The organism is Streptomyces sp. DSM 120436 (genome assembly GCF_055778765.1).
Genome location: NZ_JBSKBS010000002.1, coordinates 1 through 18712, shown reverse-complemented (window position 1 = coordinate 18712; position 18712 = coordinate 1). Strand labels below are relative to the sequence as shown.

At 73.7% G+C, this 18712-nt stretch carries 3 protein-coding genes; all 3 read left to right on the top strand.

Annotated elements, in window-relative coordinates:
- Positions 1 to 359 precede the first annotated feature (359 nt).
- Positions 360 to 6257 (top strand): beta-ketoacyl synthase N-terminal-like domain-containing protein, encoded by a 5898-nt coding sequence (locus ACWH4W_RS21765; protein WP_473077569.1) that lies wholly within the window; start codon positions 360 to 362, stop codon positions 6255 to 6257.
- A 24-nt stretch (positions 6258 to 6281) separates the two neighbouring features.
- Entirely contained in the window at positions 6282 to 15461 is a 9180-nt protein-coding gene (locus ACWH4W_RS21760) for an SDR family NAD(P)-dependent oxidoreductase (protein ID WP_473077568.1), read from the top strand.
- A partial coding sequence (locus ACWH4W_RS21755; RefSeq protein WP_473079226.1) for an SDR family NAD(P)-dependent oxidoreductase occupies positions 15356 to 18712 on the top strand: 3357 nt, incomplete at its 3' end. The genes ACWH4W_RS21760 and ACWH4W_RS21755, both read left to right, overlap by 106 nt.

Here is an 18712-nt window from a genome sequence, read left to right as displayed (position 1 = left end):
CACCCGCTTGCTCAGTGTGACGAATATCGCAAATCTTGTCCACTGCATCCTCCAAATTCGACTCACGAGGCGGGTGGTGGGGGCCCCGGCATTCTTCGGTGTGTGCTGCACGAATGACCGTCTTGCCCGTTCCTTGATCGGCGGTTGGTCACGCTCGGTAAGGCGAAAAGTAACCGCAAGGCGCTGTAGACGGGAGTGATCCACTGGACTACGTTCTGCATGCAGCGGATGACACAGGGGAGTTTTCTGATGCAGATGAGTGTGGGTTCTGGCCCGTTATATCACCGAATATGGGGGCCAGGCAGGTGGCAGCACGGCTACGCACAGCTCCCCGGTCACCACCCCTCCGGTTCTGCCTCGTGACCGCCCGGCATGTCGTTCTGGGCCTGCCGACGCTCGCCACCGGTGGCCTCTCCGAGAACTGGCTGTTACGCGAGTCCGGCGACCTGCACTGGTCGTTGATCGGTGAGTACTTCGGCACCTCGGTCAACAAACTCGCCGATGCCGACGGCACCCGGTTACTTCCGGCCTTCGTCCGGGTCCGGCACACTGCGAGCGCCTCGCTCGCCTCTTTCGCCGAGCTTGACGAAGGCGAGATGAGCGGTGAACTGACCAGACTGGACGACCGGCGGTTCCTGTCCGACATCCGGTTCGCCACCGGTACGGCACACGTCGACGTCCGGCTGCTCACCGTCTTCGTCCGCCGCTCGGACCGCAACTGGCTGGTCCCCGGAGTCCCACAGCTCCCCGGCTGCCTGCCGGCCCGTGAACCGGACGCCGACCAGCTTGCCTTCCTGCACGACTTCCAGGCGCAGAGCGGGCGCCACCTGGACGGTCCCGGGCTGCACACCGAGCGTTACGAACTCAACCCGGTCGTCGACGTCAACGCCCTCGGCCTGCTCTACTTCGCCTCTTACCCGCACATCAACGACCACGGCGAGCGTCGGTACCTGCACTCGCTGGCGCCAGGCGGCGAGTGGGCCACCGCGGCCGCCACCGTCAGCCGCGACATCGTGTATCTGGCGAACTGCGGCGCCGAGGACACCGTGCGATACCGGCTCGACGACCTGCGCCTGGAGGACGGCCACCGGGCGGTGCTGACCTCGACGCTGCTGCGCGAGGACGACAACAGGCCGCTGGCCCGGATCGAGACGGTCAAAGCACTGCGCGGGCCCAGCGTGTTCGGCGACCTCTGGGGTAACACCGTCACCACCCGCGCCGCGACGGCCCGGCCGGACCCGGCGCCCACGCCCGACGACCTGGACGCGGTGCTGCTGCCGCTGCTGGAACAGGCGCTGGGTCGGCCCGCCGGCTCCCTGACCGCCGACGACGACCTGCGGCGGTACGGCCTGGACAGCGTCGCGCTGGCCGAGGTCGTGGCGCTGGCCCACGACGAGCACGGCCTGCAGATCGATCCCAGCGCCATGTTCCAGGCCTTCACCGCCGCCGCCATGGCACGGGTGATACGCGGCGAAGACCGCGAGCCCCAACCGGTCGCCGCCACGGCCGCACCGAAGCCGGACGCCTCGGCGCCGATCGCGGTGATCGGCATGGCCGGACGTTTCCCCGGGGCGGACAACGTGGGTGAGCTGTGGGACCTGCTCGGTCGCGACGAGGACGCCGTCGGCGACATCCCGATCGACCGCTGGGACACCGCCGCGCACCCGGATCTGGTGGGACGGGCGGCGCTGCTCGACGACATCCGCCGCTTCGACCACGAATTCTTCGCCATCAGTCCCCGCGAGGCTGCGCTGATGGATCCCCAGCAGCGACTCATGCTCGAGGTGGCGTGGGCGACGGCCGAGGACGCCGGACAGGATCCCACCACGCTGGCGGGCAGCCGGACCGGCGTCTACACCGGGGTGTGCCACTCCGACTACGCCACCGTTCTGGCCGAGCACGCCGGTCGCGACGAACCGCACTTGAGCGTCGCGGTCTCCCCGTCGCTGGTGGCCAACCGGGTCTCGTACGCCCTGGGCCTGCGCGGCCCGAGCGTCACCGTGGACACCCTCTGCTCGTCGTCGCTGGTCGCGGTCGCCCAGGCCATCGCGGCGCTGCGGGCCGGCGAATGCGACCAGGCCATCGCGGGCGGCGTGAACGTGCTGTGCGACCCGGGACAGCACGCGGCGTACCAGCGGGCAGGTGTGCTGAGCCCACGCGGACGCTGCCACACGTTCGACGACGGCGCCGACGGCTACGTCCGCGGCGAGGGGGCGTGCGCGTTGCTGCTCAAACCCCTCGACCGGGCGCTCGCCGACGGCGATCGGGTGCACGCGGTGATCCGCGAGGTGGCGGTCAACCACGGCGGGCAGGCGCAGTCGTTCACCGCGCCCAACCCGGAGGCCCAGGCCGACCTGTTGGTCAGCGCATACACCACGGCGGGCGTCGACCCCACCACCATCGGCTACATCGAGGCGCACGGCACCGGTACCCGGCTGGGCGACCCGATCGAGGTGTCGGCCATGGTGGTGGCGTTCCGCCGGCTGTACGCCCGCAGTCAGCACCCGATGCCGGACGCGCCGCACTGCGGCATCGGATCCATCAAGACCAACATCGGTCATCTGGAGGCCGCCGCCGGTATCGCCGGAATGATGAAAGTCATTCTCGCGATGCGCCACCGGACCCTGCCGGCCACCCGCAACGTGCGCCGGACGAACCGCATGATCAACCTGTCCGGGTCGCCGTTGCGGCTCCAGCTGGAACAGGCCGCATGGGAGCCGCCGCCCGGCGGCGGCCCCCGCCGGGCCGGGGTCAGCTCGTTCGGCATGGGCGGCACGAACGCGCACGCGGTCCTGGAGGAGGCACCGCCCGCCGCCGAGGCGCTGCCGGCCGGCCGGGTGGCGGTGCCGGTGTCGGCCCGCACCCCGCAGGCCCTGCGGGACGCGCTCGTCGCGCTGCTGAACGTGGTGCGGTCACCGCAAGCGCCCCCGCTCGCCTCGATCGCTCGGACGATGAGCACCGGCCGGGCCACGCTGGCCTGCCGCGTCACCGTCACGGCGGCCGACCTCGGCGAGCTCGCGGACGCGCTGGCCGCCGCCGTCGACGCCGAGCCGCTCACCGGCGACGCCGGGATCGAGGGCCCGGTGCCAGCCGCCCCCATTGTGTCGCTGCCGACCTACCCGTTCCGCCGGGACCAGCACTGGGCGGCGCCCACTGCCGCCCCTCAGTTCCTCACCGCGGCCTGGCAGGACGCGCCGCCACCCGCGCCGGCTCAGCGCGGCCGCTTCCTGGTCCTCACGACGGACCCGAACCTGGCGCCGACGCTGTTCGGCGACGACGCCCTCGCGCATCGCCCCGGCGATCCGCTGCCCGCCGTGCCGGGCCTGGTCGGCGTCGCCGATCTGGTCGACTGGAGCGAACCGGGCGCGCTGGTCACCGAGCGGATCGAGGTGCTGCGCGAAGTGCTCGGCCGGCATCCGCGTACCGGCCTGCGCTGCCTGCACGTCAGCGGCGCCCGCCGCTCGGCGCTGGCTGGCTTCTACCGCGCCGTCTCCGGAGAACTGCCCACGGTGGTCTCCCGCACCGTCCGGGTCGACGGTGACTTTGCGGACCTGGCCGCCGCGGTCGCGGCCGAGAGCACGGCCGACGACCAGGAGACCGAGATCGGGTACGCCGGCTCCCGGCGGCGGCGCCGCGTGGTCGGGTCCGCCCAGCCCGGCGACTTCGACCCGCTGACCGGTCTGGACCGGGGCGCCGTTCTGATCACCGGGGGCGTCGGCGGAATCGGCCTGCGCCTCGCCGAGCACCTGGTCGACCGGGGTGCGCGGCACCTCGTCCTGATCGGCCGCTCCGCGCTGCCCGCCCGCAACCGTTGGGCGTCCCTGGTCGCCGAGCCGTCGACCGACCCGCTGCTGCGCGCGCGCCTCACCGCTCTGCTGGCCCTCGCCGACCGGGACGTGAAGCTTTCCGTCCACACACATGCGCTGAACGACGTGGGCACGCTGCGCCGACTGATCAACCGACATCGAAGCCGCGCCGGCGGGATCGCGGCGGTCTTCCACTGCGCGGGGGTCATGCACCAGCCCCGGTCATTCCTGGCCAAGACGGCCAGCGAGATCGGTGACGTGCTGCGGCCCAAACTCGCCGTCGAGACACTGTGGGCGGCGTTCGGCAGCCGTTTGCCGCGGCTCATGGTGTTGTTCTCCTCGATCGCGGCCGGGTCGCCGCGGCTGGCCGGGGGCTATCTGGACTACGCCGCGGCCAACAACGTCCTCGACGACTTCGCCGAGGCGCACGCGGAAGAGCCCGGGTGCGTGGTCCGGTCGCTGCGGTGGCCGCTCTGGCGGGACGTCGGGATGGGCGAGCGGCGTACCAGCGCCGGGACCGAGCTGGGCATCCCCGACCTGGCGGAGACCGACGCGCTGCGACTGCTCGACCTGGCGCTGCGGGTGCCGGGCGAGCCGGTTCTGCTTCCCTGCCTGACTCGCCGGACGACGGCGCCGGCCGACGACCTGTTCCGGGCGCCCCGGCGTGCCCCCGAGGCGGCCCCGGCGCCGGTCACCGCTCCGGCGGACGGGCCGGAGCCGGACACCATCGACTGGCTGGCCGACGTGGTGGCTCGGACCACTCGCACCGATCGGTCCCTGCTGCGGCCCGACACCAACCTCGTCGACCTCGGCGTGGACTCGTTGCTGATGGCAGAGCTGGTCCGCGATCTCGAGGCGGCGCTCGGCGACGTTGTGGATCCCAGCCTGCTCCAGGAGCATCCGACACTGGCCCGGCTCGCCGCCGCGCTCACCGACGGAGGAGTGCGCGCCCCGGCCACCGGCCCGGTGGCGTCCGCGGCGCCGGCGCGGACGCCCGCCGCGGACGGCGTGCCGATGCGGATCGCGGTCATCGGGATGGGCTGCCGGCTACCCGGCGCCGCCGACCCGGGACAGCTGTGGCAGGCACTGCTCGCCGGGCGGGACATGGTCGGCGACGTGCCGGCGGACCGGTGGGACACCACGGCGCTCTACCGGCCGGACGGCGGCCCCGGGTTCAGCCAGAGCCGGTGGGGCGGCTTCCTCGACGACGCCGCCCTGTTCGACCCGGGCTACTTCGGCTTCGACGACGAGACGGCACGGCAGCTCGACCCCCTGGTGCGCAAGACGCTGGAGGTCGCCGTCGAATGCGTCCACGACGCCGGGTACACCGACGAGGAGTTGCGCGGCCGCCGGGTCGGCGTCTTCGTCGGCGGCCGGACCGGCAACCACCGCGAATACCTGCGGCCGCTGACCCGCGAGTCCATCGTCGGGATCAACCAGAACTACATCGCGGCGCACGTGTCGCACTTCCTCGACCTCGCCGGGCCGAACCTCGTGGTCGACAGCGCGTGCTCGTCGGCGCTGGTCAGCGTGCACCTGGCGGCGCAGAGCCTGATGCTGGGCGAGTCCGAGATGGCGCTGGCCGGCGGCGTGGACCTGCTCCTGGACGAGGAGCCGTATCTGATGCTCAGCGCCGGCAAGGCGCTGTCACCCACCGGACGCTGCCGCACCTTCGACGAGTCCGCCGACGGCTTCGTCCCGGGAGAGGGCGCCGGGCTGGTGATGCTGAAGCGTCTCGACGACGCCGAACGCGACGGCGACCGCATCCTCGCGGTCATCGAAGCGTCCGGTGTCAACAACGACGGCCGCACGATGGGCCACACCACCCCGAACGGGCACGCCCAGCGGGCGCTGATCACCGATGTGCTCGCCCGCGGCGGCATCGACGCGCGCACCATCGGATATGTCGAGGCGCACGGCACCGGCACGATGATCGGCGACCCGATCGAGTTGCAGGCGCTGACCGCCGTCTACCGGCAGCACACCGGCGACCGGGAGTACTGCGGGATCGGCAGCGTCAAGAGCTCGATGGGCCACCTACTCAGCGCGGCCGGGATCGCCGGATTCATCAAGGCCGTGCAGACGCTCCGGCACGGGCTGATCGTCCCGACCCTGCACTGCGAGCGGCCCAATCCGCGGTTCGCGTTCGCCGAGTCACCGTTCTTCCCCGCGCGCACCACGACCGAACTGCCCGCCGGCAGCCGCGTCGCGGTCAGCGCCTTCGGATTCGGCGGCACCAACGCCCACGTCGTACTCGGCCCCGGCGCGCCCGAGGGGACCGGCCGGGCTCCGCTCCCGCCACCGGGGTACCGGCGTCGCCGGTACTGGCCTCGCCGTGCCGAGATCCGTACGAGTCCCGTCCGCCCCGCCGCGAGACCGGTCCGGTCGGCGCGCCTCGATCTCACCGTCACGCCGGTCGCGGCCCCCGCGCTCGACCGTTCCCACCGCTGAGCTGCGACCACGGGGAGAGAACACGTGGACCGTCTGGCTGTTCGCTGCCTTCTTCGGCTGACCGGGGACAACCCGATCGTCGACGATCACCGCGTGCACGGGGTGCGCACGCTGCCCGGGGTGACCTTCCTCGACATCGTGTACCGCCTGCTCGGCGAGCGCGGTATCGAGCCGGGCGGCGCCGGGCTCAGCGACGTTCTCTTCGTCGAGCCGCTCACCACCACCGAGGACTTCGACCGGGAGGTCACGGTCCTGCTCGAACCGGACGGCGACGTAACACGTGTCACGGCGACCAGCCGGCGCGTTCACGACGGCGCTCCGGCCGACGACGGGCAGACCACGCACTTACGGGCCATCCTCCGCGTCGGCCTGCCGGCCCTGACCGGAGCGCCGAGTCCGGCGGGAGCCGCACCGCCGCGCGACATCGGCGAGGTCTACACGATCGGCAGGTCGGTCGGGATCGAACACCGTGACTTCATGCGCTGTCACGGCACGATGCGGGTCGAGACCGGCGCGGTACGGGCGCAGCTCGCGCTCGGCGCCGAGGCGCGGGCCACGGCGGACGACTTCATGCTGCACCCGGCCCTGCTCGACGGGTCGACCATGCAGGCGTACGCGCTGGCGTTCGCCGGGGCCGGAGCCGACGAGCGGCCGCTGATTCCCCTGCACATCGGAGAGTTCCGCGCGGTGCGGCCGCTCGGCGACACCTGCACGGTGGAGATGCGGCTCACTTCGGCGGGCCCGGCCGCCGACATCGTCAAGGCCGACATCGACCTGTACGACGCCTCGGGCGCCCCGGCCGCCCGATTCACCGGCCTGGTCCTCAAGCGGGTCCGCTCCACCGAGGCGATCACCCGGCTCACCGCCTCGGCGACCGCGGCACCCGCGCCCGCGGCCGCTCCCACGCCCGCGGCGGGCGCCTCGCTGCGCGCCGAGATCGTCGAGCTGGTCCGGCAGGTCGCGGCCGACCCGGACCTGCTGGAGGTGGAGGGTGACCGCGGCTTCTACGACCTCGGTCTGGAGTCGACGGACCTGCTCGCCCTGGTGCGCTCCTTCGAGGAGCGGTGGAACATCACGCTCTACCCGACGCTGCTGTTCGAGTACCCCACCGTCGACGCGGTCACGGACCACCTGGCCGGCCTGATCCCGGACCGGCCGCGCACCGAGGCACGGCCGCCCGACAACACCCCGGCGACCACCGCCTGCCTGACCGGCACATGGCAGTCGGCGGCCTGGCCGGACCCGCCGTCGACCGGGTCCCTGCTGGTCATCGGCGACGCCCGGCTGCGGCCGGATCAGATCACCGCCCGGCGCGGCCCGGCTTTCCGGCGGCTGGGGGAGCGAGAGTACGAGCTGCGCCCCGGCGCGCCGGACGACCTGCGAGCCCTGCTGGCCGACCTGCCCGGCGCCCCGGACTCGGTCGTGCACCTCGGCCCGCGGGCCGGCGACGACCTGCCGGAGGGGGTGGAGACCGCCTGCCGGGAGATGCTGGCGCTCGCCCAGGTGCTGCTGGACGCCCCGGTGCCGGTGGTGCACGTCGCCCAGCCGCTGGTCGCCGCGGCGGTGGCCGGAATGGCCCGCACCATCCGTCTGGAGCAGCCGCGCCTGGCCGTGACCGCGGTGGAATGCGCCGGCGACCCCGATCCCCGGGCCGTTCTCGCCGAACTGTCCGGCCACGGCGAGACCTGGGTCCGGCACGACGGCGGCCGGCTCGTGCGTCGCTACCGCGACGCGGCGCCCGGCGGCACGCGGCCGCTCCGGCCCGGTGGTGTCTACCTGATCACCGGTGGCGCGGGCGGCCTGGGCCGGGCGCTCGCCGCGTCCTTCACCGCACAGGGCGCCACGGTGGTACTCGCCGGGCGCACCCCGCCGAGGGAGGTGCCGAACGCCGAGTTCGTACGCGCCGACGTCACCGTGGCCGCCGACGTGCGGGCCCTGGTCGACGGGATCGTCGCCCGGCACGGCCGCCTCGACGGGGTGGTGCACGCCGCCGGGGTCCTCAGGGACGGCCTGCTGGCCGGGAAGTCACCGGACGACCTGTCGGCGGTGCTGGCGCCCAAGGTGCGCGGCACCTTGCTGCTGCACGACGCGACCCGCCATCTCGGCCTGGACTTCTTCGTCGCCTTCTCGTCGGTGACCGGTGTCGCGGGCAACGTCGGGCAGGCGGACTACGCCGCGGCGAACGCCTTCGTCGACGCCTGCGCACGTGAGTACGGATTCACCTCGGTCGCCTGGCCGCTGTGGGCGGACGGGGGCATGCGCACCGACGCGGCGACCGAGGCGGTGTTCCGGCGGCAGGGCCAGGTACCGCTGCCCACCGACGAGGGCCTTGCGATCCTCGACGCGATCCGGGACCACCGGGGCAGCGAGGTCGTCGTACTGCACGGACGACCCGACCACGCCCGCCGGGCTCTGGAGCTGCGCGAGCCGGAGACCAGTTCCGTGGCCACGATCCCAGAACCATCCGTGGCCGCAATTCGCGACGCCTCCGCGACGACCGTTCGGGAACGCCTCGCGGCAACCGCGGGCGATCCGCAGCCGTCCGGCCGGGACATCGCCGTGATCGGCGTGGCGGGCCGCTATCCGATGGCTCCCGACCTGGACCGGTTCTGGGCGAACCTGCTCGACGGACGCGACTGCGTCACCGAGATCCCGGAACAGCGCTGGCGGCTGGCCGGCTTCTTCGAATCGGAGCGGGCCGCCGGGCGCTCGTACAGCAAATGGGGCGCCTTCCTGGAAGGGATCGACGAGTTCGACCCCGCGTTCTTCCGGATCACCCCGCGCGAGGCCGAGGGCATGGACCCGCAGGAACGGTTATTCCTCCAGACCGCGTGGCACGCGTTGGAGGACGCCAGCATCCCCCGCGCCGCGGTCGCCGGCCGGCCCGTGGGCGTGTTCGCCGGCGTCATGTTCACCCAGTACCAGATGCTCGGCCTCGGCGCCGAGGACCGGCTGCCGGTGCTGCCGACGTCGTTCACCTCGGCGGTCGCGAACCGGGTCTCCTACTTCCTCGACGCGCGCGGTCCCAGCCTCGCGCTGGACACCATGTGCTCGTCGTCGCTGACAGCGCTGCACCTGGCCTGCGAGAGCCTGCGCTCCGGAGAGAGCGAACTGGCGCTGGCCGGCGGCGTGAACCTGATCGTCCACCCGTACAAATATCTGCACCTGAGCCAGGTCGGGTTCGTCTCGACGGACGGGCGGTGCCGGGCCTTCGGCGCCGGCGGCGACGGGTACGTTCCCGGTGAGGGCGTCGGTGTCGTCGTCCTCAAACCCCTGGCAGCCGCCGTGGCGGACGGCGACCGCGTGCTCGCGGTGATCAAAGGCAGCGCGGTCAACCACGGCGGGCGCGCCAGCGGCTTCTACGTCCCGAACCCGACGGCGCAGGCGGACGTGATCCGGCAGGCGCTGCACCGCGCCGGCGTGGACCCGGCCACGGTGAGCTACCTGGAGGCGCACGGCACCGGCACCGCCCTCGGTGATCCGGTGGAGATCTCCGCGCTCAGCCAGGTCTTCGGAACCGGCGGCACTCAGCTCGGCTCGGTGAAGTCTGGCATCGGGCACCTGGAGTCCGCGGCCGGCATCGCCGGGCTGACCAAGGTGCTGCTGCAACTGAGGCACCGCACCCTGGTGCCCTCGCTGCACGCGCGACCGGCGAACGAGGCGATCGACTGGGAGCACTCCCCGCTCAGCGTCCAGCAGGACGTCGGCCCGTGGCACACCACCGGCGACGTGCCCCGGCGCGCCGGCATCAGCGCGTTCGGCGCCGGGGGCAGCAACGCCCACCTCGTCGTCGAGGAGTACCCGACACCGGCACCGGGCACCGGAGACGGCCCGCAGGTGGTGCTGCTGTCCGCGCGCACCCCGCGGGCCCTGCGCCTGCTCGCCGAGCGCTACGCCGAGCTGCCCGCCGGGGACCAACTGGCGGACCTGGCCGACGCGGCCGGGCTCGCCGGCGCCGACCGGGACGCCTCCTTCGAGGAGCTGGGCCTGGACGCGGACGATCTGCGCCGGCTGATGCAGGCCGTGGCCGCCCGAAGCGAAGGACAGCCGCCCCGGGTGGACGCCCAGTCGAGCCTGTCCGCCCTGGCCGCGGCACTGGGCGGCGGCGTCTCGCTGGCGGACATCGCCCACACCACGCAGGTCGGGCGCGACGCGATGACCGAGCGGCTGGCCGTGGTGGCCGCCGACGTCGAGGAACTCCGCGCGGCGCTGCGGGGCTTCCTGAACGGTGACGAGTCGCGCGTCCACCGGGGACGCGCCACGGAGCCGGTCGACACGCCCGCGTCGGCCGACCCGGACACGCTGGCCGCGGCCTGGGTGAAGGGCGCCGCCCCGGACTGGGGCGTGCTGCACCGCGAGCGGCGGGCCCGCAAGATCTCCCTGCCCGGCTACCCGTTCGAGCGGGTGCGCTGCTGGGTCGGGACGGGCACTGACGGAACCGGCGCCACCGGCCAGGGCACCGCTGATGCGCCCGGCGCGGCGGCGCCGCACCCGGAGCCGGTGTCGCTGGGCGCCGACGTTCCGCGGTGGGAGCCCTGTCCCGCCCCCGAGCCGGTGACGCCGGACGGCCCGGTCGTGGTGCTCTACGCACCGGAACGGACGAGACTGGCCGCCGAACTGGCCGCCCGGCATCCCGGCGCGCAGCTCGTCGAGATCGGCGGCCCGGTGACCGCGGACCCGCGGGTGGTCTACCTGCTCACCGGCCCGGCGCTCACGGCCGGATCCGAAGCCGCGCGGGTCGCCGGCGGGGAAGCGGCCGGCGTCCGGGCGCTGGCCGCGTACGCCCGCCGCTGGGCCCGGCTGCCCGAGATCGACTGGATCGTGGTCACCGCAGGGGCGGCCGCCCCGCCCGGACGGCGGCTCACCGACCCGTACGCGGCCGGGGTCCACGGCTTCGCCCGGGTCCTGGAGAACGAACACCGCAGGTGGTCCGTCGCCGTCGTCGACCTCGACCCGGCCCACCTGACCGCGGACCTGCCGGCCCCGGCGCGGCGCGGAACCCGGATCGCCTACACCGGGACGACCGCGCACCGGCAGGTGCTGGGCGAGGCCCCCGCCCCGCACGGCCCCGAGCTGCTGCGCCAAGGCGGCCGCTACCTGATCGTCGGTGGCGGCGGCGGTATCGGCCTGGCCCTGGCCCGCAAGCTGGTCGTGGAGTGGGACGCGGAGGTGGTGCTGGTCGGCCGCCGGGAGCGTCCTGACCTCGCGGCCGAGCACCGGATCCGCTACCTCCGCGCCGACGCCTCCGACGCCGGGCAGCTCGCCGCGGTACTGCAGCAGGCTGGCCAGGTGCACGGGATCATGCATGCGGCGATGGCGCAGCGCTCCCGTCTGGTCCGCGACCTCTCCGACGACGACCTCACCGAGAGCCTGGCGGCCAAGTCCGGTGTCGCCGCCGCTCTGGTGGACACGATCGGCGCATCGGAACTCGACTTCCTGCTCTTCTTCTCCTCCGCCCAGTCCTTCCTCGGCGAGCCCGGCCTGGGCAACTACGCGGCCGGATCAACCTTCCTGGACGCCTACGCGCACACCCTCGACGAACGCCTGCCGTACCCGGTCCGGACCGTCGACTGGGGCTTCTGGGGCACGGTCGGCTCAGTCGCCACCGAGAAGCACCGCGCCGAACTGACCGCCGCCGGATTCCACTCCATCACCCCCGACACCGGCTTCACCGCGCTGGCCGAGGCGCTGCGCCGGCCGGCTCCGCAGCTCCTGGTGGTGCCCGGCACCGCCGCACTGCGGGAGCGGATGACCCCCAGCGAAGGGACGACACCGGCCGTGACACCTGCCGACGGGCTGTTGACCAGCGCCGACCTGCGGGTCGTCGACGACTTCCACGCCGTCGACGAGAAAATGACCGCCCTCGCCCGCGGTGCACTGCTGGCCGTGCTGCACGAGATGGGCGCCTGGGACGGACCCGACCCGGACGCGGCTGAGGTCGCCCGCCGGGTGGGTGTCACCCCCCGCTACGACCGCCTGCTGCACACCCTGCTGACCATGCTCGCCGACGACGGCGTGCTCACCGTCCACCAGAACCGGTTCCGGCCGGATCGGGGCGCGCTGACCGAGGCCCTCGCCGGTGGGCACGCCGAGCGCCTCGGCGAACTGGCCGCGGCCAATCCGGCGTCCGCGGTCTTCGTCGAGCTGCTGCGCCGCTGCCTCGACCGCTACCCGATGCTGCTCCGCGGCGAGTTGCTCGCCACCGACCTGCTGTTCCCCGCCTCGGGCACCTCCGCGATGGAGCGGATCTACCGGGACAACCCGATCAGCGACCTGTACAACGACGTGCTCACCGCGAGGCTGCTGGAGCACGTCGGCCGCCGCCGGGAGCAGCTGCGCCCCGGCGAGCGGATCCGGATCGTCGAGGTCGGCTCGGGCACCGGCGGCACCACCGCCGGTCTGCTGCGCGCCCTGGCTCCCCACGGCGAGCACCTGGAGTACTGGTACACCGACCTGTCGGCGGCGTTCCTGGCCCACGGCCGCCGAGAGTTCGGCGCGCGGTACCCCTTCGTGCGGTTCAAGCGCCTGGACCTCGACACCGACCCGGTCACCCAGGGCTTCCCCGCGGACGCCTTCGACCTCGCTGTCGGCGCGAACGTCCTGCACGCCACCTCGGACGTGAGCCGCGCCGTGCGGCACCTGCGCACCGTGCTGCGCACCGGCGGGCAACTGCTGCTCAACGAGCTGACCACGGTCACCCTGGCTGCCACCGTCACGTACGGACTGTTCGACGGCTGGTGGGCACACACCGACACACACCTGCGGCTGCCCGGATCACCGCTGCTGGACGTGGCCGGCTGGAACGCGGTGCTGACCGGCGCCGGCTACGACGGGTTCCGGGCCCTGCCCACGGACGGCGAGACCAGCCGCAACTTCCAGCACGTCGTCGTGGCCGCCGCCGCGGCACGAGCCACCGAACCGGCACCGGCGCCGGCACCCGGGCGGGTCACGGCGCAGCAGGCCCTGGCACACGACGGCGCCTCGTTCACCGCCGAGCTGCTGGCACTGACCTCGGAGGCCTCCGGCATCCCCGTCGAGGATCTCGACCTGGACACCGAGATCGGCGACTACGGGTTCGACTCGGTCAGCTACAGCCTGCTCGCCGGGCGGCTCAACGACACCTTCGGTTTCGACGTGACGCCCACCCTGTTCTACGAGACCGCCACCCTGCGCGCACTGGTCGCCCGGCTCGACCGGGACTACGGCGCCACCCTGCGGGAACGGTATGCGCAGGTCGTACCGGAGACGACGGAAGCCGAGGCGCCGCTGCGCCCCGCGCCGCGGACCGGAACCGACGACCTGATCGCGGTGATCGGGATGGCCGCGCGGCTGCCCGGCAGCCGCGACCTGGACGACTTCTGGAACCATCTGGTCGCCGGGGACGACCTGGTCACCGACGTGCCCGCGGACCGGTGGGACTGGCGATCCCTGCCCCCCGACGTACCCGCCCGGCGCGGCGGCTTCATCAGCGACGCCGACATGTTCGATCCGCTGTTCTTCGGGATCTCGCCGCAGGAAGCCGCCGGCATGGACCCCCAGCAGCGGCTGCTGCTGGAGGGCGTGTGGACCGCGCTGGAGGACGCCGGCCTGCCGCCCGGCACGCTCGCCGGCCGGCCGGTCGGGCTGTTCGTCGGCGCGGGGTCCAGCGACTACGACGAGATCCGGCGCCGCTCGGACGTGCCCGTCGATGCGCACGCGGCCACCGCGACCGCGCACTCCATCCTGGTCAACCGGGTGTCCTACCTGCTGGATCTGCGCGGGCCGAGCGAGCCGGTCAACACCGGCTGCTCCAGCTCCCTGGTCGCGATCCACCGCGCCGCCGCCGCGATCCGCTCCGGGGAGTGCGACGTCGCGGTCGCCGGAGGCATCAACCTGATCCTGTCGCCGCACAACCACCTGCTGCTCAGCCGCACCGGCATGCTCAGCCCGTCCGGGCGGTGCCAGGCGTTCGACGCCCGCGCGGACGGATTCGTCCGGGGAGAAGGACTGGGCCTGGTCGTACTGACCCGGGCCGGCGCGGCGGGTCGGCACCGGGTTCGGGGGCTGCTGCGCGGCTCCGCGGTCAACCACGGCGGCCGGGCCCGGTCGCTGACCGCGCCCAACCCCGCCGGGCAGGCCGCGATGATCGTGCGCGCCTACACGGCGGCCGGCGTCGACCCGGCCACCGTGGGATACCTGGAGACCCACGGCACGGGCACCGAGCTGGGCGACCCGGTCGAGATCAACGGGTTGCGGCTGGCCTTCGACGAGCTGGCGCGCCGTCACGGCGGGCTGCCCGGCGAGCCGTTCTGCGGGCTGGGCGCGGTCAAGGCGAACATCGGGCACCTGGAGTCCGCCGCGGGCATCGCCGGGCTGCTCAAGGTCCTGCTGGCGATGCGCCACGGCATCCTGCCGCCGGTGGCCGGGCTCGGGGAGCCGAACCCGCACCTGCGGCTCGAGGGCAGCCCGTTCCATCTGATCCGGCAGGCGACACCCTGGCACCGCCCGCCGGGTGGTGGCAGGCGCCGCGCCGGGGTCAGCTCCTTCGGCTACGGCGGGGTGAACGCCCACGTCGTGGTGGAGGAGCCGGCCGATCCGGCGGTCCCGGCGGCGCCGGCCGGTCCGCTGGTGTTCCCGCTCTCGGCCCGGACCCCCGAGGCTTTGCGCCGCTACGCGACCGCGCTGCGCGCCGCCCTGGACTCGGACGTCGAACTGGTGGACGTAGCCCACACGTTGCAGCATGGCCGGGACGCGATGACCGAGCGGCTGGCGGTGACCGCCGCCGACCGGCTGACGCTCGTCGCCGCCCTCGGTGCGGCGATCGACGGCACCGGCCACCCCGCGCTGGCCCGCCCCGATGGCGTCACACCGGCCGACCGGTGGGTGGCCGGAGCCGAGGCCGTCTGGCCGGACACCGGCGGCACGCTGATCCCGCTGCCCACCTACCCGTTCGAGCGACGCCGGTGCTGGATCGGCGCGCGGCCGGAGGAGCCTGGCGCCCCGGCGAGCCCGTGGGCGCCTACGCGCCGCGCTGGCAGCGCATCGCGGACGTGGGCACCCGCCCGCCGGCCGACGGACCGGTCTGGCTGCTCGGCGGCGACGACTACCCGGCGAGCGACGTGCACCGGGTCACCTCCACATCGCTGGAGTCGCTGCCCACGCCCGCCGTCGTGCACGCGGTCGTCACCGGCGGCGAGCCCGCGGTCCGGGAGCTGTTCCGGGTGATCCGGCATCTGCAGACCCGGCCGGCCGGCGCGGGCGAGCTCACGCTGACCGTGGTCACCCGCGCCGCCGCGGCGGTGGACGGGCCGATCACCGACCCGGTCGCGGCGGCCGCGCACGGACTGGTGAAGTCGGCCCGCCGGGAGTGCGAGAGGTGGCGGATCAGCGCGATCGACGTCGGCCCCGGCGACGCCACAACCGTCGCCGCCGCCACGCCGGGCGACTACGCGCTGCGCTCGGGTCGCTGGTACCAGCGGGTGCTCCGGCCGCTCGACGACACCGGCGCCCGGCCGGTGTTCCGCGACGGCGGGACTTACGCGCTGGTCGGCGGCGCCGGGGACGTCGGCCTGGACCTGGCCGAGCACCTGGTCCGGGAACACCGCGCGAGGGTGATGCTGATCGGCCGGACCCGCCCGGAGGGCGCCCGGGCCGCCCGGATCGCCGCGTTCGACCCGACCGGCACGTCCGTGGAGTTCCACCAGGCGGACGCTCGCGACGCGGAACGGATGCGGGCGGTGTTCGACCGGGTCGGCGTGATCCACGGCGTGGTGAACGCGGCAACGGTGGCGCGGGACCGGTCACTGGCGGCGCTGGACGAGGACTGGTTCGCCGAGGGGCTGAACGCCAAGACCCGCACCACGCTGGCGGTCGCCGAGGCGATCGACGGCCGCGACCTGGACTTCTACGCGATCTTTTCCTCGCTGCAGTCGTTCCTGGGCAATCCGGGCCAGGCCGCGTACGCCGCCGCCTGCACGGCCCAGGACGCGATCGGGCAGACACTCGCCGCCCGGCTGCCGTTCCCCGTCCGCGTCCTGAACTGGGGGCCGTGGTCGGGCTCGGCGCTCACCGAGCGCCACCGGGACCGCCTGGCCGCAGCCGGTCTTCATCCGCTCCCGCCCCGCACGGGCATCGAGGCACTGGCCGGCGTGCTCGGCCGACAGGAGGTTCAGGTGGTGGTCGTGTCGGGTACCGAGAAGGCGCTGGCCGGAATCGGCGTGCGGACGCCCGACCCGGAGCCGGCTCCGCCGGCAGTTACGTCGGCCGTTCCGCAGCCCGTTTCGCCGGGCGCCGAACCGTGGCGTACGGCGGTGGCCGCCGACCTGCTGGCTCTGGTGTGCGGCGTGGCCGGGCTGAGCGCTGCCGAGCTGACCGAGAACGACCAGCTCAGCCGGTTCGGCTTCGACTCCATCATGTACACCAAGCTCAGCCACCAGGTGAACGTGCGCTGGGACCTGGACGCGACCCCGGCGGCGTTCTTCGGGGTGGCCACCGCAGGCGAGCTGGTGGCGAAGATCATCGAGGAGTACGGGGAAGAGCTGGCCCGCCACTACCTTCCTGCGGCACCCACCACTCCGGCCGCCGCTCCGGCTTCGGCTGTGCCACCCGGGGCCGTCTCTTCTTCTTCCGGGCTCCTCCCGTCTTCCGCGCCCGTCCCGTCTTCCGGGCTTCTCCCTGCCTCCCGGCCCGTCCCGTCTTCCGGGCCGGTCGCGGACACCGGAGCCGCCGGGGTGGCGGAGCCCGCCGGTGCGGACGGCGTCGCCATCGTCGGCATGGCCGGTCTGCTGCCCGGCTCGGACGACCTGGACGAGTTCTGGGCCCACCTGGCCGCCGGCGACGACCTGGTCACCGAGATCCCCGCGGACCGCTGGGACTGGCGGCGCATCCACGGCGACCCCGAGCCGGGGGAATTCCGCACCACCGCCCGCTGGGGCGGGTTCTTGCGCCGAGTGGACCTGTTCGACGCGGACTTCTTCGGCATCTCGCCCACCGAGGCGGTCGCGATGGACCCGCAACACCGGCTGGTGCTCGAAGCGACCTGGACGGCCATCGAGGACGCCGGTATCCGGCCCTCCGACCTGGCCGGCACCGACACCGGCGTCTTCGTCGGCAGCAGCACCTACGACTACTTCGAGCTCCAGCACGCGCTGGGGGTGCCGCTCGACGGGTACAACACCGTCGGCCGGGCGCACGCCATCCTGTCCAACCGGGTGTCGTACCTGCTGGACCTCCACGGCCCGTCCGAGACGATCGACACCGCCTGCTCGTCGTCGCTGGTCGCCGTGCACCACGCGGCGGAGGCGATCCAGCGGGGGGAGTGCACGGTCGCGCTGGCCGGCGGCGTCAACGTGATCGCGTCGCCGACGCTGTTCGTCGACATGAGCCAGGCCGACATGCTCAGCCCGGACGGCCGCTGCCGCGCCTTCGACGCCCGCGCCAACGGCATCGCCCGCGCCGAGGGAGTGGGTGTCGTGGTGCTCAAGCGGCTCAGCGCGGCCCTCGCGGACGGAGACGTCATCCACGGCGTGCTGCGCGGCAGCGCGATCAACCACGGTGGGCGCAGCAACTCGCTCACCGCGCCGAACCCGGCCGCCCAGGCCGCCTGCATCGTGGCGGCGCACCACCGCGCCGGGACCGACCCGCGCACGGTGACCTACGTGGAGACCCACGGGACCGGCACCGAGTTGGGCGATCCGGTCGAGATCGAAGGCCTCAAGACCGCCTTCCGGCGGCTGTACGCCGATCACGGCACCGACGGCACCGGGCACCGGGTCGCGCTCGGCGCGGTGAAGAGCAACACCGGCCACCTGGAGGCGGCCGCCGGCGTGACCGGGCTGATCAAGGTGCTGCTCGCCATGCGGCACCACGAGCTGCCCGGCAATCCCCACCTGGAGACGCTCAACCCGTACCTGCGTCTCGACGGCAGCCCGCTGCACGTGCTGCGCGACCGTGAGCCGTGGCGGCGCGTCACCGGCCCGGACGGCACCGAGGCGCCCCTGCGCGCCGGGCTGAGCTCGTTCGGTCTCGGCGGTGTCAACGCGCACCTTGTGCTGGAGGAGTTCCGCACCCGGCCGAGCGCCGGTCGTACCGGGCCGTACCTGTTCGTGCTGTCCGCCCGCGACGCCGAACGGCTGCGTGGCAACGCCGAGAACCTGGTCCGCTGGGCGCGGGACACCGACGAGGTGGACCCGGCCGCCCTGGCCTACACGCTGCAGACCGGCCGGGAGGTCTTCACCGAGCGGCTCGCCGTGGTCGCGGACGACCTCGCCGGGCTGGTGAAACGCCTGGAGGAGTGGCTGGCCGGTGTGACCGCCGACGGCGTCAGCGCGGGCGACGGGCAAGGGACCGGCACGGCGCTGCTGCTGGACGGCCCCGAGGGACGCCAGTACCTGCGCACCGTGGTGGCGGCCGGCAAGCTCGACAAGATCGCCCGGCTGTGGGTGGACGGCGTCGCGATCGACTGGGCCGAGCTGTGG